Raw genomic sequence first — 21,476 nt, forward strand, 5'->3', positions numbered from 1 at the left:
TCGAGCGCATCAACCGATTGGGCCGATGCGGTGCAGGACAGGCAGAAAAGAAATGCGGCCAGCAGGCAGAAGAGAAACCGGTGCGCAAGGCGAGGAGGTGCGAGGTTCGGGATGGAGGCGTCTCCGTTCGGGGCTGAGGGGCCGCCGGATTCTCACACTCAACGCCGGATGCTGCAGGCCGCGTCACGGCGCGGGGACATCACAAGGCGCCCCAGGGGGGCGCCTCGGTCAGACCTTCGCCCGGCGCTCGCTCGCCAACTGGAAGATGCAGTCGCCGCGCTTGACCATCGCGATCGCGCGCTTGCAGATCACTTCGCCGTCGCCCGGGAAGTACACCGTCTCGGGTTCGCGCTTCGGGTGCGCCGGAAAGTGCACCAGCGCGGCGGGATCGCCCTTGCGCACCACCGCGCCCAGGCCCACCAGCGGCTCGTGCACGCCGTCGTCCATCGCGTACACGTAGTGCAGCTTGCGGTCGATCTGCATGAGACGCGCGGTCGCCGGCGGCGCGGCCGGTACCAGCGCGCCGTGCAGCAGGCCGATGTAGCCCAGCAGGTGCAAGAGGCCGTGGCGGCCCTGCTCGACGAGCGCCCCATCCACGCCGCCGCCGCCCCCCAGCTCGGTGAGAAAGCAGATGGCGCCTTGCCGCCGCGCGGCCGCCGTCACGTTCACCGGGTTGGGCTGGTAGAGAAAGGCGCGCGGCAGGCCGAAGGCTTTCAAAAGGCCCGTGACGCGCGCTTCCTCTTCGGCATCGCGCGGCTCCAGGCCCATCATGTTGGCGCCGTCGTACACGAGCGAGGTGCCGCCCGAGTGCAGGTCGATCATGTACTGCGCACGTGCGAGCAGCGTGTGCTCGATGTAGTGCGCAATGACCTGCGAGGGCGTGCCCTGCGGGTTGCCGGGGTACAGGCGGTTGAGGTTGCCGTCGTCCAGCGGCGAGGTGCGAAGGCCCGCCTCGGCCGCGGGCGCGTTGGCCATCGGCATGAGGATGAGCTGGCCTTTCACCATCGCGGGGTCGATCTCGCGGATGAGGCGCGAGACGATGATCTGCCCCTCGTACTCGTCGCCGTGCGTGCCCGCGGACACCAGCACCACGGGGCCTTCGCCGTTGCGAATCGATGCGATGGGAATCGGCAGCCACCCGTAGGCTGAGCGGTGCACGGAGTGCGGCAGGCGCAGGAACCCGATGTGCTTGCCGTCGGCATCGAGGTCGATGTCGCACTGGATGGGGTTGGCCGCTGTTGTCGTTGTCGTTGTCGTTGTCGTTGCCGCGCTCATTTCCAGGCCGAGCCCTTCTTCATGTTGCCCACCATGTCGTAGCCGGGCGCGACGTACTGGTCGGCGAGCTTTTGCAGCGTGCCGTCCGCGATCATGTCGCCGATGGCCTTGTCCATGGCCGCGAGCAGCGCGGGCGAGTTCTTGGGCACCACGGCCGCGCCGAGCGAATACACCACGGGTTCGCCGACCGATTTGATCGGCAGCTTGTTGACGGTCTTCATCTTGTAGCCGTTGAAGTACGAGTCCACGATGCTGTCGATGCGCCCGTTCACCAGGTCGTTGAAGACGAAACCGCCACCGTCGTAGGCCTTGATCTCGGAGGAGGGCAGGTTGTTGCGCGCCCACATCTCGTTGGTGGTGCCCGCGCTCACGCCCACGGTCTTGCCCTTGAGGGTGGCCGCGTCCTGGATGTCGGTGTTGCGCTCGTGCACCCAGAGGCGAAAGTCCTGCACCGTGTAGGGCACGGTGAAGTCGACCACCTTGGCGCGCTCGCTGGTGCGCGCGAGGCTGTTGACGACCACGTCGTACTTCTTCGCGTTCACGCCGTCGATGAAGTGCTTGAACTTGTCCGCGACGAATTCGACCTTCGCAACGCCCAGGCGGCGGAAGATCTCGCGCGCCACGGCCACGTCGTAGCCCGTGGGCAGGTTGTCCGCGCCGAGGTAGCTCCAGGGCGGGCTCTCCTGCGTGTTGGCGACCTTGACGACGCCGGCTTTCTGCAGGCGCGAGAGCGAGTCGTCCGCTTGCGCGGTGGCGAGCGATGCGCCGCAGAGGCCGGCGGCGGCGAGCGCGATCGCGCCTGCCGTGCGAAAGAGAAGGCGGCGCTTCATGGCTTGGCGCTTCATTGTTTTTCCGCCTGCTTCTCGGCCTTCGCGATCTCCACCGTCATCTGGTAGCTCACGCCGAGCCAGCGTGTGGAGAGGCGGTCGATGGTGCCGTCCGCGCGCATGTCCCGCACGGCCTTGCTCACCGCCTCGCGCAGCGCGGGCTGGTTCTTGGCCATGGCCGCGGCCGACAGCTGGTAGGTGAGGATGGGGCCGACTTCCTTGATCGGCAGCTTGTTCACGGTCGCGTACTTCATGCCGCCGAAGTGCGAACTGATGACCGCATCGATGCGGCCGATGGCGATGTCGTTGAACACGAGGCCGCCGTTGTCGTAGGTGACGATCTCCGAATCGGCGAGGTTCGCGCGCGACCACGATTCGTTGCTCGTGCCCGCAGTCACGCCGATGCGCTTGCCCTTGAGGTCGGGGCGGTCCTTGATGTCGTTGTTGGCGGTGCGAACGAAGATGCGGAAGTCCTCCAGCCCGTAGGCCGCGCTGAAGTCCACCTGCTTCTCGCGCTCCACGGTCGGCGTGAGGTCGTTCATCACGAGGTCGTACTTGCCGGCCTTCAGTCCCTCGACGAAGTTCTTGAAGAGGTCGGCCACGAACTCGACCTTCGCCACGCCGATGCGCCGGGCCACTTCCTTGGCCACTTCGACGTCGTAGCCGGCGGGCTGGTTCTTGTCGTCCAGCATGCTCCAGGGCGGGCTGGCCTGCGTGTTGGCGATGCGGATCACGCCGCTGCTGCGCGCGGCGGCCAAGAGGTCGCGCGGCTGCTGGGCCCAGGCGGCGGAGCCGAGGAGTGCGAGCGATGCGCAAGCGCCCATCAGGCTGCACAGCAGTGTTCGGCGAAGAGGGGTTCGGCGAAGAGGGGTTCGGTTCATGGCGCTGTCCTGCAAGAAGGTGTGAATGAGCGCGATCTTGTCGGCGTCATCCGCCCGCCACAATCGGGCGCCGGTAGTTGCTCAATAACCTGAGCTTATGCACCAATGAGGGAAACCACTATCCCCTTTTAGGTGCCCGCTTCACCGAAGACACGGCCGAGCGGCCCAGCACCTCGCGCACGCGCTTCAAGTCCGCATCCAGCTGGATGCGCATCACGCGCAGCAGCTCCTTGGCGTTGTCCGACAGCGGCATGCCGGGCCGAAAGACCAGGAGCGACGTGGCCGGAATGTCGAACACCATCGGCTTGAGCAGCAGGCCGCGCGAGATGTAGTCCAGCGCCATCACCGGATGCGCCATGCCCATGCCCACGCCCTGCAGCGCGAATTCGCACACCGAGATGGAGTAGGGCGTCTCGATCACCGGGCGCAAGGTCTTGCCTTCTTCGGCCAGCGCCTGGTCGAGCGCGCGGCGGCCCACGTCTTCGGGGTTGAGCGCGATGAAGGGGTGGCTCGCCAAGTCGTCCGCGTCCAGGATCTTCTTGCGCGCGAGCGGGTGCTTCGCGTTCATCACGATGACGCCGCACACCGCGGCGAACGGCGAGTGCTCCAGGCCCGTGACCGACAGCTCCTCGGCCATGAGCCCGAAGTCCAGCTGGCCGGCCGACACCTGCTGGTAGACCTCGCGCGAGCTCATGACCTGGAACGACAGCTGGATCTGCCGCTCGTGCAGCCCGAACGCAGCGATCGCGCGCGGCATGAAGCCGGTGCCCAGCGCGGGCAGCGAGCCGATGGCCAGCCGCCCCAGGCCGAAGGACTTCAAGCTGCGGATGCGGTGCTCGATCATCTCCAGGCCGGTGAAGTAGCGGTCCACCTCGACCATGAGCGCGAGCGCCTCCTGCGTGGGCACCAGGCGCCCGCGCACCCGCTCGAACAGGCGCAGTTCGCAGGCGGTCTCGAACTTGCGCAGCGACTGGCTCACCGCGGGCTGCGACACCCCCAGCAGGTTGGCCGCCTGGCTGGTCGTGCCGGCGCGCATGACCGCGCGGAACACCTCGATGTCGCGTTTTTCCATCCATAACCTCTGCTTATTGAGCGACTCTTGCAGCCTGTTGAGCCGATAGGGCGGAAGGCGAATACTTCCATGGCACCGGTCGCGGACCGCCTAACCTGAACGAATAGCATAAATGCAATCTATAGACCCAACTAATGTGGCGTTCGAGAGCCTTTCGCCCCCGGTGATGCGCGGCTCCACGGTGGTGTTCGACACCTTCGCCGACTTCGTGAACCGCAAGAGCCGCCAGCCCGACGGCTTCAGCTACGGCATCACCGGCACGCCCACGGCGCGCGGGCTCGAGCGCAAGATCGCCGAGCTCGAGGGTGGGCGGCACTGCGTGGTCACGCCCTCGGGGCAGTCCGCGCTCATGACCACGGTGATGGGCTTCGTGCGGGGCGGCGAGCACCTTTTGGTGTCGGCCGCCTGCTACGGGGCGCTCAAGACCTTCGCGCAGAAATGGCTCGCCGCGATGAACGTCGACGTGGAGTTCTACCCGCCGGCCATCGGCGCGGAGATCGAGGCGCTCATCCGATCGAACACGCGAATGATCTGCATGGAATCGCCCGGCACCGTGACCATGGAGATGCAGGACACGCCCGCCATCGCGGCGGTGGCCCGGCGCCACGGCGTGCTCACGATGATGGACAACACCTGGGCGAGCCCGCTCGGGTTCCAGCCGCTCGCGAACGGGGTGGATTTCAGCATCGAGGCGGCGACCAAGTTCATGGGCGGGCACTCCGACCTCCTGATGGGCAGCATCAGCACGAACGACCACGCGCACTACGAGGTGCTGCGCGAAACGCAGAGCATCCTGGGTCAGCAGGTGAGCCCCGACGACTGCTTCCTGGTGCTGCGCGGGCTGGAGACGCTCAAGGTGCGGCTGGCCGCGCAGAGCGCCTCGACGCTGCACATCGCGCAATGGCTGCAGGCGCAGCCGGCCGTCGAGCGCCTCTTGTACCCACCACTCGAATCGGACCCGGGCCACGCGCTGTGGAAGCGCGACTTCCGCACCAACGGGTGCCTCTTTTCGCTGGTGCTCAAGCCCGCGCCCGAAGGCGCGTTCCACGGCTTCTTCGATGCGCTGCGGCACTTCGTCATCGGCGCGAGCTGGGGCGGCGTGCACAGCCTGGCCGCGTACTACCCTGCGGCGCTGCAGGCCGACCGCGTGTTCCCGGCCACCGACCAGCCAGTGGTGCGCCTGTCGATCGGGCTGGAAGACACGGACGATCTGATCGCCGATCTGAAGGCGGCGCTTGCCGGCTACAGCGCGCACGGCACCGCAGCGTCCGCGCGCTGACGAACCCCAAGGAGTCCCACGATGATGGATCTGTTTCTGAGGGCGCTGCCCTTGCTCGAGAAGGCCGTGCTGGTCACGCTGGGCCTCGGGTTCTCGGCGTTCTTCTTCGGCTGCGTGCTGGGCCTTCTGATCGCGCTGGCGCGCATCTCGCCGTTCCGGCCGCTGCGCTGGTTCGCGTTCTCGTACGTGTCGGTGTTTCGCGGCACGCCGCTGCTGATCCAGATCCTCTTGATCTACTTCGGCCTGCCGACCTGGGGCATCGTGATTCCGCCCATTCCCTCGGCGCTGCTCGCGCTCAGCCTCTTCGCCGCGGCCTACCTGAGCGAGAACTTCCGCTCCGGGATCATGGCGGTGGACAAGGGCCAGTGGGAGGCCGCCTGGGCCATGGGCATGGGCTACTGGAAGACGCTGGTGCGCATCGTGCTGCCGCAGGCCTTTCGCATCGCGCTGCCGCCGGTGGGGAGCCGCCTCATCGGCCTCATGAAGGACACCTCGCTCGCCTCGACCGTCACCGTGGTGGAGCTCACGCGCGTGGCCGAGCAGATGGGCGCCACGACCTTCCGGTACATGGAGATGTTCCTCATCGTCGGGGCCATCTACTGGTTCATCAACCAGATCCTCACCATCCTGCAGACCTGGCTCGAAAACCGACTCTCCAAGCGCTACGCATGAACGATTCGCTCAACCCCCCGGTGCAGGTTCGCGGACTTGCCAAGAGCTTCGGCGCCAACCAGGTGCTCAGGCACATCGACTTCTCGGTCGCGCGCGGCGAAGTGGTGGTCATCATGGGGCCCTCGGGCTCGGGCAAGACGACGCTGATCCGCTCGCTCAACTTCCTGGAGATGCCCGACCGCGGCAGCATCCGCATGTGCGGCATCGAGATCGCCGATGCGGGGCCCAGGCCCTCGGGCGAGACGCGCCGCAAGATGCGCGAGATCCGCAAGAAGACCGCGATGGTGTTCCAGTCGTTCAACCTCTTCGCGCACATGACCGCGCTGGACAACGTGATCGAGGGCATGGTCTCGGTGCAGGGCATCCGCAAGGCCGAGGCGCTGCCGCGCGGGCGCGAGCTGCTCGGCCAGGTCGGGCTGCTGGAGAAGGCGAACGAGTACCCGGGGCGCCTGTCGGGCGGGCAGAAGCAGCGCGTGGCGATTGCGCGCGCGCTCGCCATGAACCCCGAGGTGATCCTGTTCGACGAGCCCACCTCGGCGCTGGACCCCGAGCTGCGCGGCGAGGTGCTCAAGGTGATGCGCGATCTCGCCGACAAGGGCATGACGATGCTCGTGGTGACGCACGAGACGCGCTTCGCCAAGGACGCGGCGGACCGCATCATCTTCATGGAAGGCGGCGTGATCGTGGAAGACGCGGCGCCCGATCACTTCTTCGGTGCCGCCGCGAGCCAGCGGTCGAGGGACTTCCTGGGGCTGATACAGGATTGAGGGGGGCCGTGCCGCGGCGGCGCTGTCAGCGCTGCGGCATGTCCTTGACCGAGTAGCCCAGGCTCACCGTCGCATCCTCTGGAATCGCCGGCATCGTCGCGTTCCACGCATCCCAGTTCGCGCGCATCGCGGCCAGCCGCTCGGGCTCTTTCTTCGCGAGGTTCGCGCGCTCGCGCTCGTCCGCCGGAATGTTGAACAGGTACTCGTTGCCATCGACCTTCAGGTACTTCCAGTCGCCGTCGCGCATCGCCTGCTGGCCGCGGTGGTTCATGCGCCAGTGCAGCGGGCGGGCAAAGCTCTGCGTCGCATCTTTCAGCACGGGCATGAGCGATACGCCATCGAGCGGGTAGGCCGCATCGGCCTTCACGCCGGCCGCGTCGAGCATCGTTGCGGACCAGTCCATCGTCATGCACAGCTGCGTGCTCTCGCTGGCCTTGGCGATCACTGCGGGCCAGTGCGCGATCCATGGCACGCGGATGCCGCCTTCGGTCAGGTCCATCTTGCCGCCCACGAGCGGCCAGTTGTCCGAGAAGCGCTCGCCGCCGTTGTCGCTGGTGAACACCACGAGGGTGTTGTCGGCCATGCCGTGCTTCTCGAGCGCGGCCATGATCCAGCCGATGCCCTCGTCCATGTGATGGATCATGCGGCGGTACACGTGGATGTTGCCGCCGGCCAGGTCGAAGAGGTTGTCCTTCACGGCGGGCGCCTTCTCGGCGTCGTCGCGCGTTTCCCACGGCCAGTGCGGGGCGGTGTAGTGCAGGCTGAGGAAGAAGGGCGCTTCTTCCTGCTTTTGCTTTGCGGCCATGCGCTCTACGTAGTCCACCGCGCGCTTCGAAAGAATGTCGGTGAGGTAACCCTCTTCCGCCTTGTCTTCTTCGCCGAACCACAGGTCGTGCTTGCCGGTGGAGTCGCAGTGGGTGAAGTAATCCACGCCGCCCGACATGGGCCCGAAGAACTCGTCGTACCCCGAGCGCAGCGGCCCGAAGTGCGGCGGATAGCCCAGGTGCCACTTGCCGATGAGCGCGGTCTGGTAGCCGCTGGCCTTGAGCAGCGAGGGCAGCGTGGGGTGGTCGGTGGGCAGGCCCAGCGTGGTGCTGCCGCGGCTGCTGCTGCGGATGGGCTCCTCGGCCGCGCCGCGCAGGCGGTACTGGTAGCGCGCGGTGATCATCGCGAACCGCGTGGGCGAACACACGGGCGAGTTCGCGTAGCCCTGCGTGAGCTTCAAACCATTCGCGGCCAAGCCGTCGAGCACGGGCGACACGGGGCCGAACGCGGCATCGCGGCCGCCGTAGCAGCCCAGGTCCGCATAGCCGAGGTCGTCGGCGACGATGAAGATGATGTTGGGTCGGGTCATGTCTCTTTTTTTAAAAGGTCAGGGCTGGTAACCCGATTTCTGCACGACGGGCGCCCACTGCGTCTTGTACGCCTTGAGCATCGCGATCGTCTGCGCCTGCGAACTCACCACGGGGGTCATGCCCGAGTCCTTGAACTTGCGCTGCGTGTCGGGGTCCTGCATCACGTCGCGGATGGTCGCGGCCAGTTGCTCGACCTTGTTCTTGGGCATGGTGGCGGGCGCGAAGAAGGTGTTCCAGCCGGTGGCCGCAAGGTCCAGGCCCGCTTCCTTGAAGGTGGGAATGTTCGGCGCGAAGGGCGAGCGCTTTTCGCCCGAGAGCGCCAGGATGCGCAGCTTGCCCGCGTTGTGCTGGGGGATCACCACGTCTTCGGTATCGACGGCGATGGGCACCTGGCCGCCGATCAAATCATTCAGCAGCGGCGCCGAGCCGCGGTAGCCGATCACCTGGGTCTGGACCTTGGCCTTCTCGCCGACCATGAGGCCGAAGAAGTGCGGGAGGCTCCCGGTCGCGGGCACGCCCACGTTGGCCTGCTGCGGGTTGGCGCGCATCCATGCGAGCAGGTGCGGCAGTTCGCGCACGGGCAGGGTGGGCGAGACGGCCAGCGCGAAGTCGTAGGCGTTCACGTGCGACACGGGCACGAAGTCGCGCTCGGCGTCGTAGTTGTTGTCCTTGAAGACCAGGGGCGCGACCACCATCACGGCGGGGTTGGCGAGCATCAGCACGTTCTGGTTGGCGGGCGTGAGCTTGACTTGCTGGGCCGCCAGGCGCCCGCCCGCGCCGGGCTTGTTGTCCACGATGACGGGCACGCCCAGCTTGGCGCCCAGCTTCTCGCCCACGATGCGCGCCACGCGGTCGGTGGCGCCGCCGGGGGCGTAGCCCACGACGATGTGCAGGGGGCTGTCGAGCTTCAGCTGCGCGCTGGCGGTGGTGGGCACGGCGGCGATGGACGCCATGAGGCCGGCCGCGGCCATGAGGCCGGCGGCGCGGCGGGTGATGCGGCGGGTGATGCGTCGTGCAGTGGGTTGGTTCGGGTTCGGCATGGTGTTGGTTCCTCCTCGTTCAGTCATTCGGTCGTCTGTCGTTCAATCTCAATCGTTGGCCTGGAAATTCACGGCCTTCATGATGCCGGCCCAGCGTGTCGTGTCTTCGCGCATGGTCTTCAACAGCGCCTCGCTGCCGTCGGCGATGGGGTACATGCCGTTCTGCAGCAGCAGCTGGCGTACCTCGCGCGAATTGACGGCGCGGGTGAGTTCGGCGCGCAGCTTGTCGACGGTGGCCGGCGGCGTCTTGAGCGGCGCGTAGTACGCGAACCATGCGGTGGCCACCACGTCCTTGTAGCCGGCCTCCAAGAAGCACGGCAGGTTGGGCATGAGCGGCGAGCGCTTCTCGCCGCTGGTGGCCAGCACCTTCACGCGGCCCGAGGGCAGCATCTGCTGCGCGCCGCCGATGGTGTCGAAGTACACGGGCACGGTGCCGCCCATGAGGTCCTGCCGCGCGGGCGTGGAGCCGCGGTAGGGCACGTGCACCATCTTCAGGCCCGCCGCGCGGTTGAGCATTTCGCCCAGAAAGTGCGAGGGCGTGCCCGCGCCGTAGGAGCCGAAGCTCAGCTTGTCGCCTTGTGCCTTGGCCCAGGCGATGAATTCGGGGAGCGTGCTGGCGGGCACGTCCTTGTGCACGGCGAGCGCGAGCTCGAAGCGGGCCGCGTTCAGCAGCGGGATGAAGTCCTTCACCGGGTCGTACGAGAGGTTGCGGTACGCGCTCGGGAACATCGTCATCATGCTGGCCGTGCCGAGCAGCAGCGTGTGGCCATCGGGCGGCGCGGTCTTCACTGCGTCCACCGCGATGCGGCCCGCCGCGCCCGAGCGGTTGTCGATGATGAGCGGGCCGAGCGACTCGCGCACCTGCTGCGCGATGGCGCGCGTGAGCACGTCCTGCGTGCCGCCGGCCGGCACGCCGATCAGCACCTTGATCGGCTGGCCCGGCACGAAGGCCTGTTGGGCCTGCTGGGCGTGCACGCGACCGGCGAGCGGCGCGAGGGCCAGTCCGCCCAGGGCGGCCAGTGCATGGCGGCGGTCGAAGGCGAGGCGGCTGCGGGACATGGGCATGGGCGGGTCTCCGGTTCTTTCGTTCGGTGGCGAACGACTTTAGAGACGCTACATTCGATTGATCTAATCAACCATCCCCCGGACTAACCCCCACATGCCCGCCCCAGCCTCCGCCGCGTCCCGCCGCCCGCTGGACGACCTGCTGCTGTACCGCCTGTCGCGGCTGCTGGCCGTGGCGGGGAGCATGGTGATTCGCCTGTGCGAAGGGCGCTTCGGCATCACGCGGCGCGAGTGGCGGCTGATCGCGGTGCTGGCGAGCCGAGGTGAGCTGGGGTCTTCTCAACTGGCCGAGCACGCGCAGCTGGACCGGGCGCGCACCTCGAAGGCGGTGGGCTCGCTGGTCGCAAAGCACCTGATCTCGCGGGTGGCCAAGGCCGGGGACCGGCGGCAGGTGCAACTGGGACTCACCGAGGCGGGGCGGGCGCTGTACGACGAGCTCTTTCCGCTGGTGACGAAGATCAATGCCGACCTGATGGGTGCGCTGGATGAGGACGATGCGGCGCGCTTCGATGCTTCGTTGAATCTCTTGCAGGCGAGGGCGGAGCGCATGGTCGAAGAGGCGGTGCTGCCCAAGGCGGACCGGGGTCGCCGCGGCGCCAAGGCATAGACCCCGTGGGGACAAGCGCCCCGCACGAACACTGCCGCCCCGCCTACGCACAGCCCGATTGACGGGTGCTAGAAGTTGTCGATCGATTCCATCATCACCAACTCAGGAGCATCCCCCAATGGCAGCCTCGAAGAACACCAAGCCGACCGCGCGCACGACGTCCGCCCGCTCGAAGCAGGAAGAAGTCAAACCCGATCTCGACCAGAAGAGCCACGAGACGCAGCGCTTCGGCGAGATCGTGAAGCTCCCCAACGGGTTGTCGGAGAAGGTCTGCAAGGAGAGCGTGGCGCTGCTGAACCAGTGCCTGGCCGACACGATCACGCTGCGCGACATGTACAAGAAGCACCACTGGCAGGTGGTCGGCCCGACCTTCAACCAGCTGCACCTGATGTACGACCAGCACTACGAAGGACAGGTGCTGCTGGTGGACATCCTGGCCGAGCGCATCCAGCTCCTGGGCGGCATCGCGCTCGCGATGGCGGCCGACATCGCCGAGACCACGAAGATCGCCCGTCCGCCGCGCGGCCGCGAGCCCGCCGCGGTGCAATTGCGCCGGCTCGCCGAGGCGCACGAGCACATCATCGTGGGTGCGCGCGAGGCGGCCGAGAAGGTCGACAAATCGGGCGATGCGGGCAGCAACGACGTGTTCGTGAGCAACGTGCTGCGCACCAACGAGCTGCAGGTGTGGTTCCTGACCGAGCACCTGGTCGCCGCGTCGCCTGTGACGGCCTGAGGCAACGGCCTGCGCCTTTTCAGCGCATTGGCGATCGATCCACAAGAGCCGTTCGGGCTGAGCTTGTCGAAGCCTCGCGCGGCGCTTCGACAGGCTCAGCGTGAACGGGTCCCTCTTTTCGAACGCGCCTTGGCAGCCTTTGCAGCCTTTGCAGCCTTTGCAGCCTTTGCAGCCTGGTATCAGGCCGGTGCGCGCAGATCGTTCTCGCGCAGCATGATGGGCGCCGTGGAGCCCGCTGCCAGCCGGCGCCGCACGGCCGCATCGAACTCCTCGATGTGCATGCCGTAGGTGTCGAGCGGGTCGGCGTTCTCGGCGGTGCGGTAGTGGTAGCGCAGCACTTCGCGTCCGATGCTGGCGTTCACGTCCTGGCCCTCCACCGTCACCGAAAACCTGACCGTGCCCGAAGCGTCGTGAAAGAAGGGGGCGTCAGCCATGGCGTGGCTTCGTGTGTGTCAAGGAGATTCCTTTGGACGGATGCGCAGGAGGACTCCCGCGTCGGGCCACTCTAGTCCTTTAGGCGGGTGGCGTCTGTCGGGTCTCACGCTTATGCTCTCGCCGGCGCCAAGACCCCGAGGCACCGGCGCACGAGAAGGAGAGGCCGATGAGTTCCATGGAAGAAGTCTGGGCGTACCGCGAGGAGACGCTCTACCCGCAGCTGTTCGGCGACAAGCGCAGCGGCATCTACGTGCTGGACTTCGATGTCTTCTCGTCGCTCGGCGCAGAGGACATCGACCCGGCCTGGCTGCACCTGGGCGTGTTCGAGTTCGAGCCCACGCCCGCGCGCAACTCCTGGCTCTATGTCACCTCGGGCGGATCGACGCCCTGGGCAACGGAGCCGGCCGAGTACGACCCCGAAGCCTATTCATGGCTCGGCTCCGAACTCGTCATCGAGGTCGCGGAGCAGCCGAAGGACCAGTGGGCGATCAAGCTGCTGCGCCGGCTGCTGGCCTTCAACGTGCTGCTCGCGCACGGGCGTTTCGGCGAAGACAAGCCGCTGCTCGACTACGGCGACCGGGTTCCGATGGGCGAGGTGGTCCGTGAGAAGGGCGCCGTGGGCCTGCGCAACGTGGTGCTGGCCGAGCCGAAGCACTATCCCGCCACTGCGCAGCTGGCTTCGGGCAAGTTCGACTTTCTGCATGTGGTCGGCATCACCGATTCCGAGAAGGACTGGGCCAAGGCGCACAGCTCCGAGGCGCTGGTGCGGTTGCTCGAAGTGCATGGCGGTTTTCCGGTAACGGACCCGGGGCGCAAGGCCGTCGCTTGAACTGAATCAGCCGCCGACGTACGCCGCGAGGTGCTTGCCTGTGAGCGTGGCGCGCGCCTTGACCAGCGCGGCCGGCGTGCCTTCGAACACGACCTTCCCGCCGTCATGCCCCGCGCCGGGCCCGAGGTCGATGATCCAGTCCGCATGCGCCATCACCGCCTGGTGGTGCTCCACCACGATGACCGACTTGCCCGCATCGACCAGCCGGTCGAGCAGGCCGAGCAGTTGCGCGACATCGGCCAGGTGCAGGCCGGCGGTCGGCTCGTCGAGCACGTAGATGCCGCCTTTCTCGGCCATGTGCGTGGCCAGCTTCAGGCGCTGGCGCTCGCCGCCCGAGAGCGTGGTGAGCGGCTGGCCGAGGCTCAGGTACCCGAGGCCGACGTCGGCGAGCCGTTCGAGGATCGCGTGCGCGGCGGGGGTGCGCGCATCGCCCTTGCCGAAGAATTCGGTGGCCTCGGTGACGGACATCGCGAGCACTTCGCTGATGTCGCGTTGGCCGAGCTTGTGTTCGAGCACCGAGGCGTGGAAGCGCTTGCCCTCGCACTCCTCGCAGACCGTGGCCACGCCGGCCATCATCGCGAGGTCGGTGTAGATGACGCCCGCGCCGTTGCACGCGGGGCAGGCGCCTTCGGAGTTGGCGCTGAAGAGCGCGGGCTTCACGCCGTTGGCCTTGGCGAAGGCGTTGCGGATCGGGTCGAGCAGGCCCGTGTAGGTCGCGGGATTGCTGCGCCGCGAGCCGCGGATCGAGCCCTGGTCGACCGAAACCACGCCCGCGCCCGCGGGAATCGATCCATGCACCAGCGAGCTCTTGCCCGAGCCCGCGACGCCGGTCACGACGACGAGCACGCCCAGCGGCACGTCGACGTTCACGTTGCGCAGGTTGTGCGCCTTCGCGCCGCGGATCGGCAGCGTGCCGGTGGGCGTGCGCACCTTCTTCCTGAGCGTGGCGCGGTCGTCCAGGTGGCGGCCGGTGAGGGTGGTGCTGGCGCGCAGCGCATCGACCGTGCCCTCGAAGCAGATGCGGCCGCCGGCCGCGCCCGCGCCGGGGCCCAGGTCCACCACGTGGTCCGCGATGGCGATGGCCTCGGGCTTGTGCTCCACCACGAGCACGGTGTTGCCCTTGTCGCGCAGCCGCAGCAGCAGGCCATTCATGCGCTGGATGTCGTGCGGGTGCAGGCCGATGGTGGGCTCGTCGAAGACGTAGGTCACGTCGGTGAGCGAGGAGCCCAGGTGGCGGATCATCTTCGTGCGCTGCGCCTCGCCGCCCGAGAGCGTGCCCGAGGGGCGATCCAGGCTCAGGTACCCGAGGCCGATTTCCACGAACGAATCGAGCGTGTGCGCGAGCTTCTCGAGCAGCGGCGCGACCGAGGGCTCGTCGAGGCCGCGCACCCATTCGGCCAGGTCGCTGATCTGCATCGCGCAGGCGTCGGCGATGTTGATCTTCCTGATCTTCGAAGAGCGCGCGCCTTCGCTCAGCCGCGTGCCGTCGCACTCGGGGCAGGTGCTGAAGGTGACCGCGCGTTCCACGAAGGCGCGGATGTGCGGCTGCATCGCATCGACGTCCTTCGCGAGAAAAGACTTCTGCACCTGCGGGATCAGGCCCTGGTAGGTGAGGTTGATGCCGTCGACCTTGATCTTGGTGGGCTCCTTGTGCAGCAGGGCGTCGAGCTCTTTCTTCGTGAACTTGCGGATCGGCTTGTCGGGGTCGAAGAAGCCGCAGCCGTTGAAGATGCGGCCGTACCAGCCCTCCATGCTGAAGCCCGGAATGGTGAGCGCGCCTTCGTTGAGCGACTTGCTGTCGTCGTAGAACGCAGTCAGGTCGAAGTCGGTGACCGCGCCCCGGCCTTCGCAGCGCGGGCACATGCCGCCGGTGCGGTTGAAGGTTTGCTTGACCGTCTTGCTCGCGCCGCGCTCCACGGTGATGGCGCCGGTCGCCTTCACCGAGGGCACGTTGAAGGCGAACGCGCTCGGCGAGCCGATGTGCGGCTTGCCCAGGCGGCTGAAGAGAATGCGCAGCATCGCGTTGGCATCGGTCGCGGTGCCGACGGTGGAACGCGGGTCGCCGCCCATGCGCTCCTGGTCCACGATGATCGCGGTCGTGAGGCCATCGAGCACATCGACCTCGGGCCGCGCGAGCGTGGGCATGAAGCCCTGCACGAAGGCGCTGTAGGTCTCGTTGATGAGCCGCTGCGATTCCGCGGCGATGGTGCCGAAAACGAGGGAGCTCTTGCCCGAGCCGGAGACGCCGGTGAACACGGTGAGCCGGCGCTTGGGGAGTTCGACGCTGATGTCCTTCAGGTTGTTCACGCGCGCGCCCTGCACGCGGATCATGTCGTGATGGTCGGCGGCGTGGGGCGTGTTCTTGGTGTCCTTCTTCGGGGCTTTGCTCATCAGGTCTCCGGCGTTTTCCTGTCGTGCGGCTCAGCGCAATTGCTGGATGCGGATCATGTTGCCCGCCGGGTCGCGCACCGCGCAGTCGCGCACGCCGTAGGGCTGGTCGGTCGGCTCCTCGACGATCTCGGCCTTGCCGGCCTGCAGCTTGGCGAAGGCGCCGTCGAGGTCCCTGGTGGCCAGCAGCATCGTGGCGTAGGTGCCCTTGGCCATCATCTCGGCGATGGTGCGGCGCTCGTCGTCGGTGATGCCGGGGGTGGCCGCCGGCGGGTACAGCACGATGGAAACGCCGGGCTGCCCCACGGGGCCGACGGTGATCCAGCGCATGCCGCCGTAGCCGACGTCCTTGCGGATCTCGAAACCGAGGGTGTCGCGGTAGAAGGCCAGCGACACCTCGGCGTCGGTGTGCGGAAGAAAGGTGGAGTGGATGGTGATGTCCATGGCAATGTGCTTCTAAGTGGGTTCGGGCGCCGATGCTATTTCGGCAGGCGCGGTCGGCGCTTCTCGATTCCTGATCGGTCGCGTCACCTGGCGGGCGACGCACGACGGCATGCCCTCGGTCGTGTTCGCGTCCTGGCGCCGGTACACGCCGGGCGGCACGCCCACCAGCTCGGTGAAGCGGGTGGTGAAGGTGCCGAGCGACCCGCAGCCGACCGAAAAGCACACCTCCGTCACGCTCAGGTCGCCGCGGCGCAGCAGCGCCATCGCGCGCTCGATGCGCCGCGTCATGAGGTACGCGTAGGGCGGCTCACCATAAGCGATGCGGAACTGGCGGCTCAGGTGGCCGGCCGACATGCCCGCGTCGCGCGCGAGCGTCTCGACGTCCAGCGGCTGCGCGTAGTCCCGGTCGATCCGGTCGCGCACGCGGCGCAGGCGCGCAAGGTCGCGCAGGTGCTGCGCGGCGGTGGGCTTGGTGGTCATCGACGGGATCGTGCCACGTCGCACCGGCGCGCTCAAGCCGCCCCCCGCGAGGTTGTTGTCGTCAGGCCGCGGCGGGCCCCTGGACGTGCGCCGGCGCGGCCATCGCCGGATCGGCCTCCACGCGCATCTTCGGCAGGAACTGCGGGTACTCGCGCTGCATGAAGTCGATGAGGCCTTCGCGCACGCTGCAGCGCAGGTCGAAGGCCAGGCCCGAGGTGGCCGCGGTGCACAGCACGCGGACCTGCATGGTGCGCTCGGTGGCGTCGGTCACGCGCAGGTTGAAGAAGCGGCCGTCCCATTCGGGCGCGGCCTTCACGATGCGCTCGGCCTCCGCGCGCAGCGGCGCGAGCGGCATGCCGTAGTCCACGGAGATGAACACCGAGCCGAGCAGTTGCGCGGAGTGGCGCGTCCAGTTCTGGAACGGCTTCTCGATGAAATAGGTGAGCGGCAGGATGAGGCGCCGGTCGTCCCAGATGCGCATGACCACGAAGGTGCCGGTGATCTCTTCCACGCGGCCCCATTCGCCCTCGACCACCAGCACGTCGTCGATGCGGATCGGCTGCGCGAGCGCGATCTGAAGGCCCGCGATGAGGTTGCTGAAAACCGGCTTGGCCGCAAGGCCGGCCACGATGCCGATCACGCCGGCCGAGGCCAGCAGGCTCGCGCCGACCTGGCGCGCGCCCGGAAAGGTCATGAGCATCATCGCGCCGCCGGCCACGATGACCACCGACATGGCGGTGCGCGCGAGCACGCGGGTTTGCGTGAGCACGCGGCGCGCCTGCAGGTTGTCGGCCACGTCGGAGGGGTGCTGCGCGAGCACGCCGTCGGCAAAACCGCTGATGGCGCGCACGATGAACCAGGTGGTCGCGGCGATGAGCAGGAGGCCGTTCAGGTGCCGCACGCTGGCGATGAAGCGCAGGTCGTCGGGCGCGGCCTGGAACACCAGCAGCAGCGCGGCCAGCGGCAGCACCAGCCGCCCGGGCGACTGGCAGTTGACGACCATGGCATGCACCGCGGGCGCGGGCCGCGTGATGCGCCGGAGCACGAGGCCGCCGATGCGGTGAACAAGAAGCGCGAGCGGGACGGCGACGAGGACGGCAAGCCAGGTGCCGAACCAGGGGTGGGCAAGAATGTCTCGGATCATCAGGCGGTGGTGGTCGCTGGTTCTGTTGTCTCGTTCAGAGGTTGAAGAATGCGCGCCGCGTCGTCGCGCAGCTGCGTGGCAAGGGCCGTCGCCAGGTCGAGCCGGCGCAGCAGCCAGGGGCTGATGTCGTTGTCGAACGGGTCGGGCAGGGGAATCGGGCCGCCCACCGTGGTGGAGCCCGGGCTCTCGGGTTGAGAGGGGCCGGTGGTCGGGGTGGTTCCGATCGCGGCCTCGATTCGTTGCGCGGTGCGCGCGAGCGGGCCTTCGACCTCGCCGGGCGTGAGGCGGTCGCGCCGCAGCACGAGCATCGATTTGACGGCGCTCAGCTGCGCGAGCATCTGGTAGCTGTGGGCCTGCAGGTGTTCGAGCGGCTCCAGCGGCGGCTGCACCGCGCGCGGCTCGGAGAGCGCGCGCTGTGTGGCCTGCACGAGGGCCGAGAGGCTGTCGAAGGCCTCGCGGCGCGCGAGCCGCCATTCGAGCTCGGGGCTGCTGTCGATGGCCTGCAGTTGGCCCAGGCCCAGCGCAAGGCGCGCATGCCGCGCCTGCGCGGTGAGCACGCGCGCCACCAGCGCGGGCAGCTGCGTGCGCTCCCACGAGGGCAGCACGTAGCAGAAGCCCCAGGCGAGCGCGGCGCCGATGAGCGTGTCGGCGATGCGCTCGAAGAGCGCGAAGATGGGCGCGGTGCCGGTGTTGAGCATGTGCGCTTGCACGAGGCCGAGCACCGTGGCGGCCACCGCCGTGATGAGGTAGCGCCGCACCGCGAAGCTGTGGGCAATGGCCTGCGCCACCGTCACGATGACCAGCAGCCACAGCGCCGACGGATGCGCCGAGAGCAGCCCCACCGCGAGCACGCAGCCCAGCAGCGTGCCGGCCACGCGGGCGTTGCGCCGCTCCAGCGTCTGCGAGAGGCTGCCGCGCAGCACCACCACGATGGTCAGCAATATCCAGTAGTCGTGCGAGCCCCACGGCATCGACACTGCGATGCCGTAGCCGGCCGCGATGGCGAGCGACGCGCGAATGGCGTGGCGCAGCGGCGGCTGGTCCCAGCGCCACAGCGTGAAGAAGGGGCGCCACGACCAGTCGGTCGGGCTCACGAAAAGCTGCCAGTTGGCGCGCACCACGGCCAGGTTGGGCTCGGCATCGCCGCGGGCCATGGCCGACAGGCGCAGCACCTCGTCGTTGATGTGGCCGATGCGGCTTGCGAGGCCGCGCGCGAGCATCGCGGCGGTCGGGCCGGGGTGGCCGTGGTGATGTTCGTCATCCGCCGAGACGTGGATGGCCGCCAGGCGCGGGCGGCGGTCGGTCACCGCATCGGGGTGGCGGCGCAGCATGAGCGCGTCGGCCAGGGCGATGGTGTCGTCGGAAAGCTCTTCGAGCACGCGGCGCATTTCGATGAGCGCATCGGAATGGGCGGGGTGCGCCAGCAGCGCGTCGAGGTCGAGCTCGCTCGCGAGCAGCTGGTCGCGCATCTCCAGCACGATCACCAGCATGGCGGCCAGGCGTTGGCGACGCGGCGTGCGGGGCGATTCGAGCACGATGTCGCGCGTGGCCTGCAGCTGGTCGGCCAGCGCCGCCTGTTCGCGCAGCAACTGGCCGAGCACCGGGGCGGGGGTGTCGCGGATGTCGCGGGTTTCGTCCTGCGGGGTGAACTGGCTGGCCTCGGTGCGCATGAGCGCGGCCAGCGAATAGAGCACGTCGGCCACCGACTGGGTGCGAAAGCGCCCGTTGAGCACGAGGTTGGCCAGCGTCGCCCAGATCACGTAGAGCCCCGCGCCGAGGCCGAAGTGCCAGGTGCGCTGCACGGCCTCGGCCATGTCGACCGGCGCGGGCGTGGCCATCGAGAAGATCATCGAGAACATCACCGCGATGGCGATGGGAATGCCGCGCTTGCCCCAGGCCATGGCCAGGAAGGCCATGAAGGTGGCGGGCACCAGCAGGAGCCCCAGGCGGATCGGCGCGGTGTGCAGCATCTGCACCGCAAAGAACAGCGGCAGACCGATGAGCGGCGCCGGCAGCATCTGGAAGAACTTGCCGCGGCGCGGGCCGGGCAGGTCGGGCGGGGCGGTGACGATCACGCCCGTGGCCGCGGCCGACGCGGCGATGGTGCCGAGCCAGAGGTGAACGCCGCCCGAGATGAACAGGAGGCCGAGCGCGACGGTGAGCCCGCTCGCCACGTAGTGGCTGAGCGCAATGCGCAACGCGGCTCGGCCCCGGACGGCTGCGCTGGGCCCCGTCATCACTTGGCGGAGGCGTCGCCCTCGGAGGGGCTGGTGGGAGCGTCGCGGCGGATGCGCGTGAGCTTGCGCTGCACGGGCTTGGGGGCCACGGCGGGTGCTTCACCCTCGGCGGATTCATCCGCGAAATCGACCACGGTGCTGCGCGCGTACAGGTCCACCGAGGCGTCGTCGGCGTTCGACTTGGTCGAGGCCGACACGGCGCGCACGCGGTCGCTGGCGCGCAGCTTGTCGTCCACGTTGGCGAACTTGGAGTACTTGGCCAGCAGCGGCACGATCTGGCCGTAGATGCGCGGGGCGCCTGCGAGGCACTCGCGCTGCTCGAGGAAATCGGGCTCGCCCGTGAAGTTGCCGATGAGGCCGCCGGCCTCGGTGACCAGCAACGAACCCGCGGCCACGTCCCAGGGGTTCAGGCCGGTCTCGAAGAAGGCGTCGGTGAAGCCGGCCGCCACGTAGGCGAGGTCGAGCGCGGCAGCGCCGGGGCGGCGCAGGCCCGCCATGCGGGGCATCATGTCCGCCATGATGGCCAGGTACTGCTTGAAGTTGTCGCCGCTGCGGAACGGGAAGCCGGTGGACACCAGGCACTCGCTCAACTTGGTGCGCTTGGAGACGCGGATGCGCCGGTCGTTCATGTAGGCGCCGCGGCCCTTGGTGGCGGTGAACAGGTCGTTGCGGCTCGGGTCGTAGATGACCGCCTGCTCGATCTTGCCGCGCACCGACAGCGCGATGGACACGCAGTAGACCGGGAAACCGTGGATGAAATTGGTGGTGCCGTCCAGCGGATCGATGATCCAGACGTAGTCGGAATCCTTTGCACCGTATTCGGTGCCCGATTCTTCGGCCAGGATGCCGTGCCCCGGATATGCGCCAAGCAGCGTTTCGATGATGACCTTCTCGCTGGCGTGATCGACTTCGGTGACGAAATCGTTCACATGCTTTTGCGAGACGCGGACCGATTCGACGTCGAGCGCGGCGCGGTTGATGATGGCGCCGGCGGCGCGTGCGGCCTTGACGGCCACATTGAGCATGGGATGCAGGTTGGGGGACGACATTCTGGATTGTGAGAAGAACGGTGGGAGTGGCCCCCAAGAGGTGATCCTGGCGACCCCGCGGTCCGGCGATGCGGGCGGCGAGAATCGGGCATTTTACCGGCTCCGCCCCGTTAGTGTCTCCAAACCCTCCCATGCGCACCCGTTTCATCCTGATCCAGACCAGCCACGCCGGCAATGTGGGCGCCGCCGCCCGCGCCATGAAGACCATGGGTTTCGACGACCTCGTGCTGGTGGCGCCGCGCTGGGCCAACGTGCTGCGGCGGGAAGAAACCATCCAGCGCGCGAGCGGCGCGCTCGACGTGCTGACCAACGCCCGCATCGTCGAAACGCTGGACGAGGCGCTCGACGGCGTGACCCATCTGTGCGCCACGGCGATGATTCCGCGCGACTTCGGCCCGCCCACGCGCACGCCGCGCGAGCACCTGGAGCCGCTGGCAAAGCAGGATGACCAGCACGTGGCCTTCCTGTTCGGCTCGGAGCGTTTCGGCATGCGCAACGAGGACGTCTACCGCTGCAACGTGGCGCTGAGCATTCCCACGGACCCGAAGTTCGGCTCGCTGAACCTGGGCGCGGCGATCCAGGTGGTGGCCTACGAATGGCGCCTCGCGCTGGGCGGCTACGAGGTGCGCGATGCCACGGCGCCGGTGCAGGCGGCCGATGCGCAGGCCGTGGCGGGCATGCTGGACCACTGGGAGCGCTCGCTGGTGGACATCGGCTTTCTCGACCCGGCCGCGCCCAAGAAGCTGATGCCGCGGCTGCAGCAGCTTTTCAACCGGGCGCAGCCCACGCCCGAGGAAATCCACATCCTGCGCGGCATCGCCAAGGCCATGACCGATGCGGCCAAGGGCCCCAAAGGCGGCGCCGAGGGCGGCTCGGGCGCTTAAAACCCCATCGAAA

General features: G+C 68.1%; 21 protein-coding genes. 7 read left to right on the plus strand and 14 right to left on the minus strand.

Annotated features, from left to right (window positions below; translation table 11 throughout):
• Positions 1-228: 228 nt before the first annotated feature.
• The 4 genes from ACZYRS_RS12295 to ACZYRS_RS12310 all read right to left on the minus strand — a co-directional run bounded on the left by ACZYRS_RS12295 (position 229) and on the right by ACZYRS_RS12310 (position 4,055).
• Complete coding sequence (locus ACZYRS_RS12295) at positions 229-1,275, minus strand: succinylglutamate desuccinylase/aspartoacylase family protein (protein WP_463419492.1); 1,047 nt, start codon at positions 1,273-1,275, stop codon at positions 229-231.
• Positions 1,272-2,105, minus strand: coding sequence for a transporter substrate-binding domain-containing protein (locus tag ACZYRS_RS12300; RefSeq protein ID WP_463419493.1), 834 nt, complete (start codon positions 2,103-2,105; stop codon positions 1,272-1,274). Before ACZYRS_RS12300 ends, ACZYRS_RS12295 begins: the two co-directional genes overlap by 4 nt.
• Positions 2,106-2,116: 11 nt before the next feature.
• Positions 2,117-2,983 carry a transporter substrate-binding domain-containing protein gene (locus tag ACZYRS_RS12305; protein ID WP_463419494.1) on the minus strand — a complete coding sequence of 289 codons (867 nt, stop codon included), beginning with the start codon at positions 2,981-2,983 and terminating at the stop codon, positions 2,117-2,119.
• Between the two features lie 118 nt (positions 2,984-3,101).
• The gene (locus ACZYRS_RS12310) at positions 3,102-4,055 is read right to left on the minus strand and encodes a LysR substrate-binding domain-containing protein (RefSeq protein WP_093442858.1); all 954 of its coding nucleotides are present in this window, start codon (positions 4,053-4,055) and stop codon (positions 3,102-3,104) included.
• A 112-nt stretch (positions 4,056-4,167) separates the two neighbouring features.
• Between ACZYRS_RS12310 and metC the strand changes: the two genes are divergently transcribed.
• Genes metC through ACZYRS_RS12325 form a run of 3 tightly spaced genes read left to right on the plus strand, consistent with a single transcriptional unit; the run spans position 4,168 to position 6,773 of the window.
• On the plus strand, positions 4,168-5,334 hold the full coding sequence (gene metC / locus ACZYRS_RS12315) for a cystathionine beta-lyase (protein WP_463419495.1): 1,167 nt from the start codon (positions 4,168-4,170) through the stop codon (positions 5,332-5,334).
• Positions 5,335-5,355: 21 nt separating this feature from the next.
• Positions 5,356-6,006 (plus strand): amino acid ABC transporter permease, encoded by a 651-nt coding sequence (locus tag ACZYRS_RS12320; RefSeq protein ID WP_198787323.1) that lies wholly within the window; start codon positions 5,356-5,358, stop codon positions 6,004-6,006.
• Entirely contained in the window at positions 6,003-6,773 is a 771-nt protein-coding gene (locus ACZYRS_RS12325) for an amino acid ABC transporter ATP-binding protein (protein WP_463419496.1), read from the plus strand. Before ACZYRS_RS12320 ends, ACZYRS_RS12325 begins: the two co-directional genes overlap by 4 nt.
• Positions 6,774-6,798: 25 nt before the next feature.
• Here the strand turns inward: ACZYRS_RS12325 and ACZYRS_RS12330 are convergent, their stop codons facing one another.
• Genes ACZYRS_RS12330 through ACZYRS_RS12340 form a run of 3 tightly spaced genes read right to left on the minus strand, consistent with a single transcriptional unit; the run spans position 6,799 to position 10,227 of the window.
• Positions 6,799-8,127 (minus strand): sulfatase family protein, encoded by a 1,329-nt coding sequence (locus ACZYRS_RS12330; protein ID WP_463419497.1) that lies wholly within the window; start codon positions 8,125-8,127, stop codon positions 6,799-6,801.
• Positions 8,128-8,145: 18 nt separating this feature from the next.
• Positions 8,146-9,168: a Bug family tripartite tricarboxylate transporter substrate binding protein gene (locus tag ACZYRS_RS12335; protein ID WP_463419498.1), complete on the minus strand. Its 1,023-nt coding sequence runs from the start codon at positions 9,166-9,168 to the stop codon at positions 8,146-8,148.
• A gap of 48 nt (positions 9,169-9,216) precedes the next feature.
• Positions 9,217-10,227, minus strand: coding sequence for a Bug family tripartite tricarboxylate transporter substrate binding protein (locus tag ACZYRS_RS12340; protein ID WP_463422481.1), 1,011 nt, complete (start codon positions 10,225-10,227; stop codon positions 9,217-9,219).
• A 100-nt stretch (positions 10,228-10,327) separates the two neighbouring features.
• On the opposite strand from ACZYRS_RS12340, the gene ACZYRS_RS12345 reads away from it, so the two are divergent.
• Positions 10,328-10,840 (plus strand): MarR family winged helix-turn-helix transcriptional regulator, encoded by a 513-nt coding sequence (locus tag ACZYRS_RS12345; RefSeq protein ID WP_198787326.1) that lies wholly within the window; start codon positions 10,328-10,330, stop codon positions 10,838-10,840.
• A gap of 118 nt (positions 10,841-10,958) precedes the next feature.
• Positions 10,959-11,573, plus strand: coding sequence for a Dps family protein (locus tag ACZYRS_RS12350; protein ID WP_463419499.1), 615 nt, complete (start codon positions 10,959-10,961; stop codon positions 11,571-11,573).
• Between the two features lie 179 nt (positions 11,574-11,752).
• Here ACZYRS_RS12350 and ACZYRS_RS12355 read toward each other — a convergent pair whose 3' ends face one another.
• On the minus strand, positions 11,753-12,007 hold the full coding sequence (locus ACZYRS_RS12355) for a DUF1488 family protein (RefSeq protein ID WP_042577022.1): 255 nt from the start codon (positions 12,005-12,007) through the stop codon (positions 11,753-11,755).
• Positions 12,008-12,174: 167 nt separating this feature from the next.
• Between ACZYRS_RS12355 and ACZYRS_RS12360 the strand changes: the two genes are divergently transcribed.
• Positions 12,175-12,837 (plus strand): suppressor of fused domain protein, encoded by a 663-nt coding sequence (locus ACZYRS_RS12360; protein ID WP_463419500.1) that lies wholly within the window; start codon positions 12,175-12,177, stop codon positions 12,835-12,837.
• Between the two features lie 6 nt (positions 12,838-12,843).
• Here ACZYRS_RS12360 and ACZYRS_RS12365 read toward each other — a convergent pair whose 3' ends face one another.
• The 6 genes from ACZYRS_RS12365 to ACZYRS_RS12390 form a co-directional block, all read right to left on the minus strand.
• Positions 12,844-15,228 (minus strand): ATP-binding cassette domain-containing protein, encoded by a 2,385-nt coding sequence (locus ACZYRS_RS12365; RefSeq protein ID WP_463419501.1) that lies wholly within the window; start codon positions 15,226-15,228, stop codon positions 12,844-12,846.
• A 30-nt stretch (positions 15,229-15,258) separates the two neighbouring features.
• The gene (locus tag ACZYRS_RS12370) at positions 15,259-15,669 is read right to left on the minus strand and encodes a VOC family protein (RefSeq protein WP_463419502.1); all 411 of its coding nucleotides are present in this window, start codon (positions 15,667-15,669) and stop codon (positions 15,259-15,261) included.
• Between the two features lie 12 nt (positions 15,670-15,681).
• Positions 15,682-16,149 carry a helix-turn-helix transcriptional regulator gene (locus tag ACZYRS_RS12375; protein ID WP_463419503.1) on the minus strand — a complete coding sequence of 156 codons (468 nt, stop codon included), beginning with the start codon at positions 16,147-16,149 and terminating at the stop codon, positions 15,682-15,684.
• Positions 16,150-16,210: 61 nt separating this feature from the next.
• Complete coding sequence (locus tag ACZYRS_RS12380) at positions 16,211-17,293, minus strand: mechanosensitive ion channel family protein (protein ID WP_463419504.1); 1,083 nt, start codon at positions 17,291-17,293, stop codon at positions 16,211-16,213.
• Positions 17,293-19,530 (minus strand): FUSC family protein, encoded by a 2,238-nt coding sequence (locus ACZYRS_RS12385; protein WP_463419505.1) that lies wholly within the window; start codon positions 19,528-19,530, stop codon positions 17,293-17,295. Before ACZYRS_RS12385 ends, ACZYRS_RS12380 begins: the two co-directional genes overlap by 1 nt.
• Positions 19,530-20,579 carry an inositol monophosphatase family protein gene (locus ACZYRS_RS12390; RefSeq protein ID WP_463419506.1) on the minus strand — a complete coding sequence of 350 codons (1,050 nt, stop codon included), beginning with the start codon at positions 20,577-20,579 and terminating at the stop codon, positions 19,530-19,532. Before ACZYRS_RS12390 ends, ACZYRS_RS12385 begins: the two co-directional genes overlap by 1 nt.
• Positions 20,580-20,710: 131 nt before the next feature.
• On the opposite strand from ACZYRS_RS12390, the gene ACZYRS_RS12395 reads away from it, so the two are divergent.
• The gene (locus ACZYRS_RS12395; RefSeq protein WP_463419507.1) at positions 20,711-21,463 is read left to right on the plus strand and encodes an RNA methyltransferase; all 753 of its coding nucleotides are present in this window, start codon (positions 20,711-20,713) and stop codon (positions 21,461-21,463) included.
• The last annotated feature ends 13 nt before the right edge of the window (positions 21,464-21,476 follow it).

The sequence above is a fragment of the Variovorax sp. AC194 genome (genome assembly GCF_979257995.1).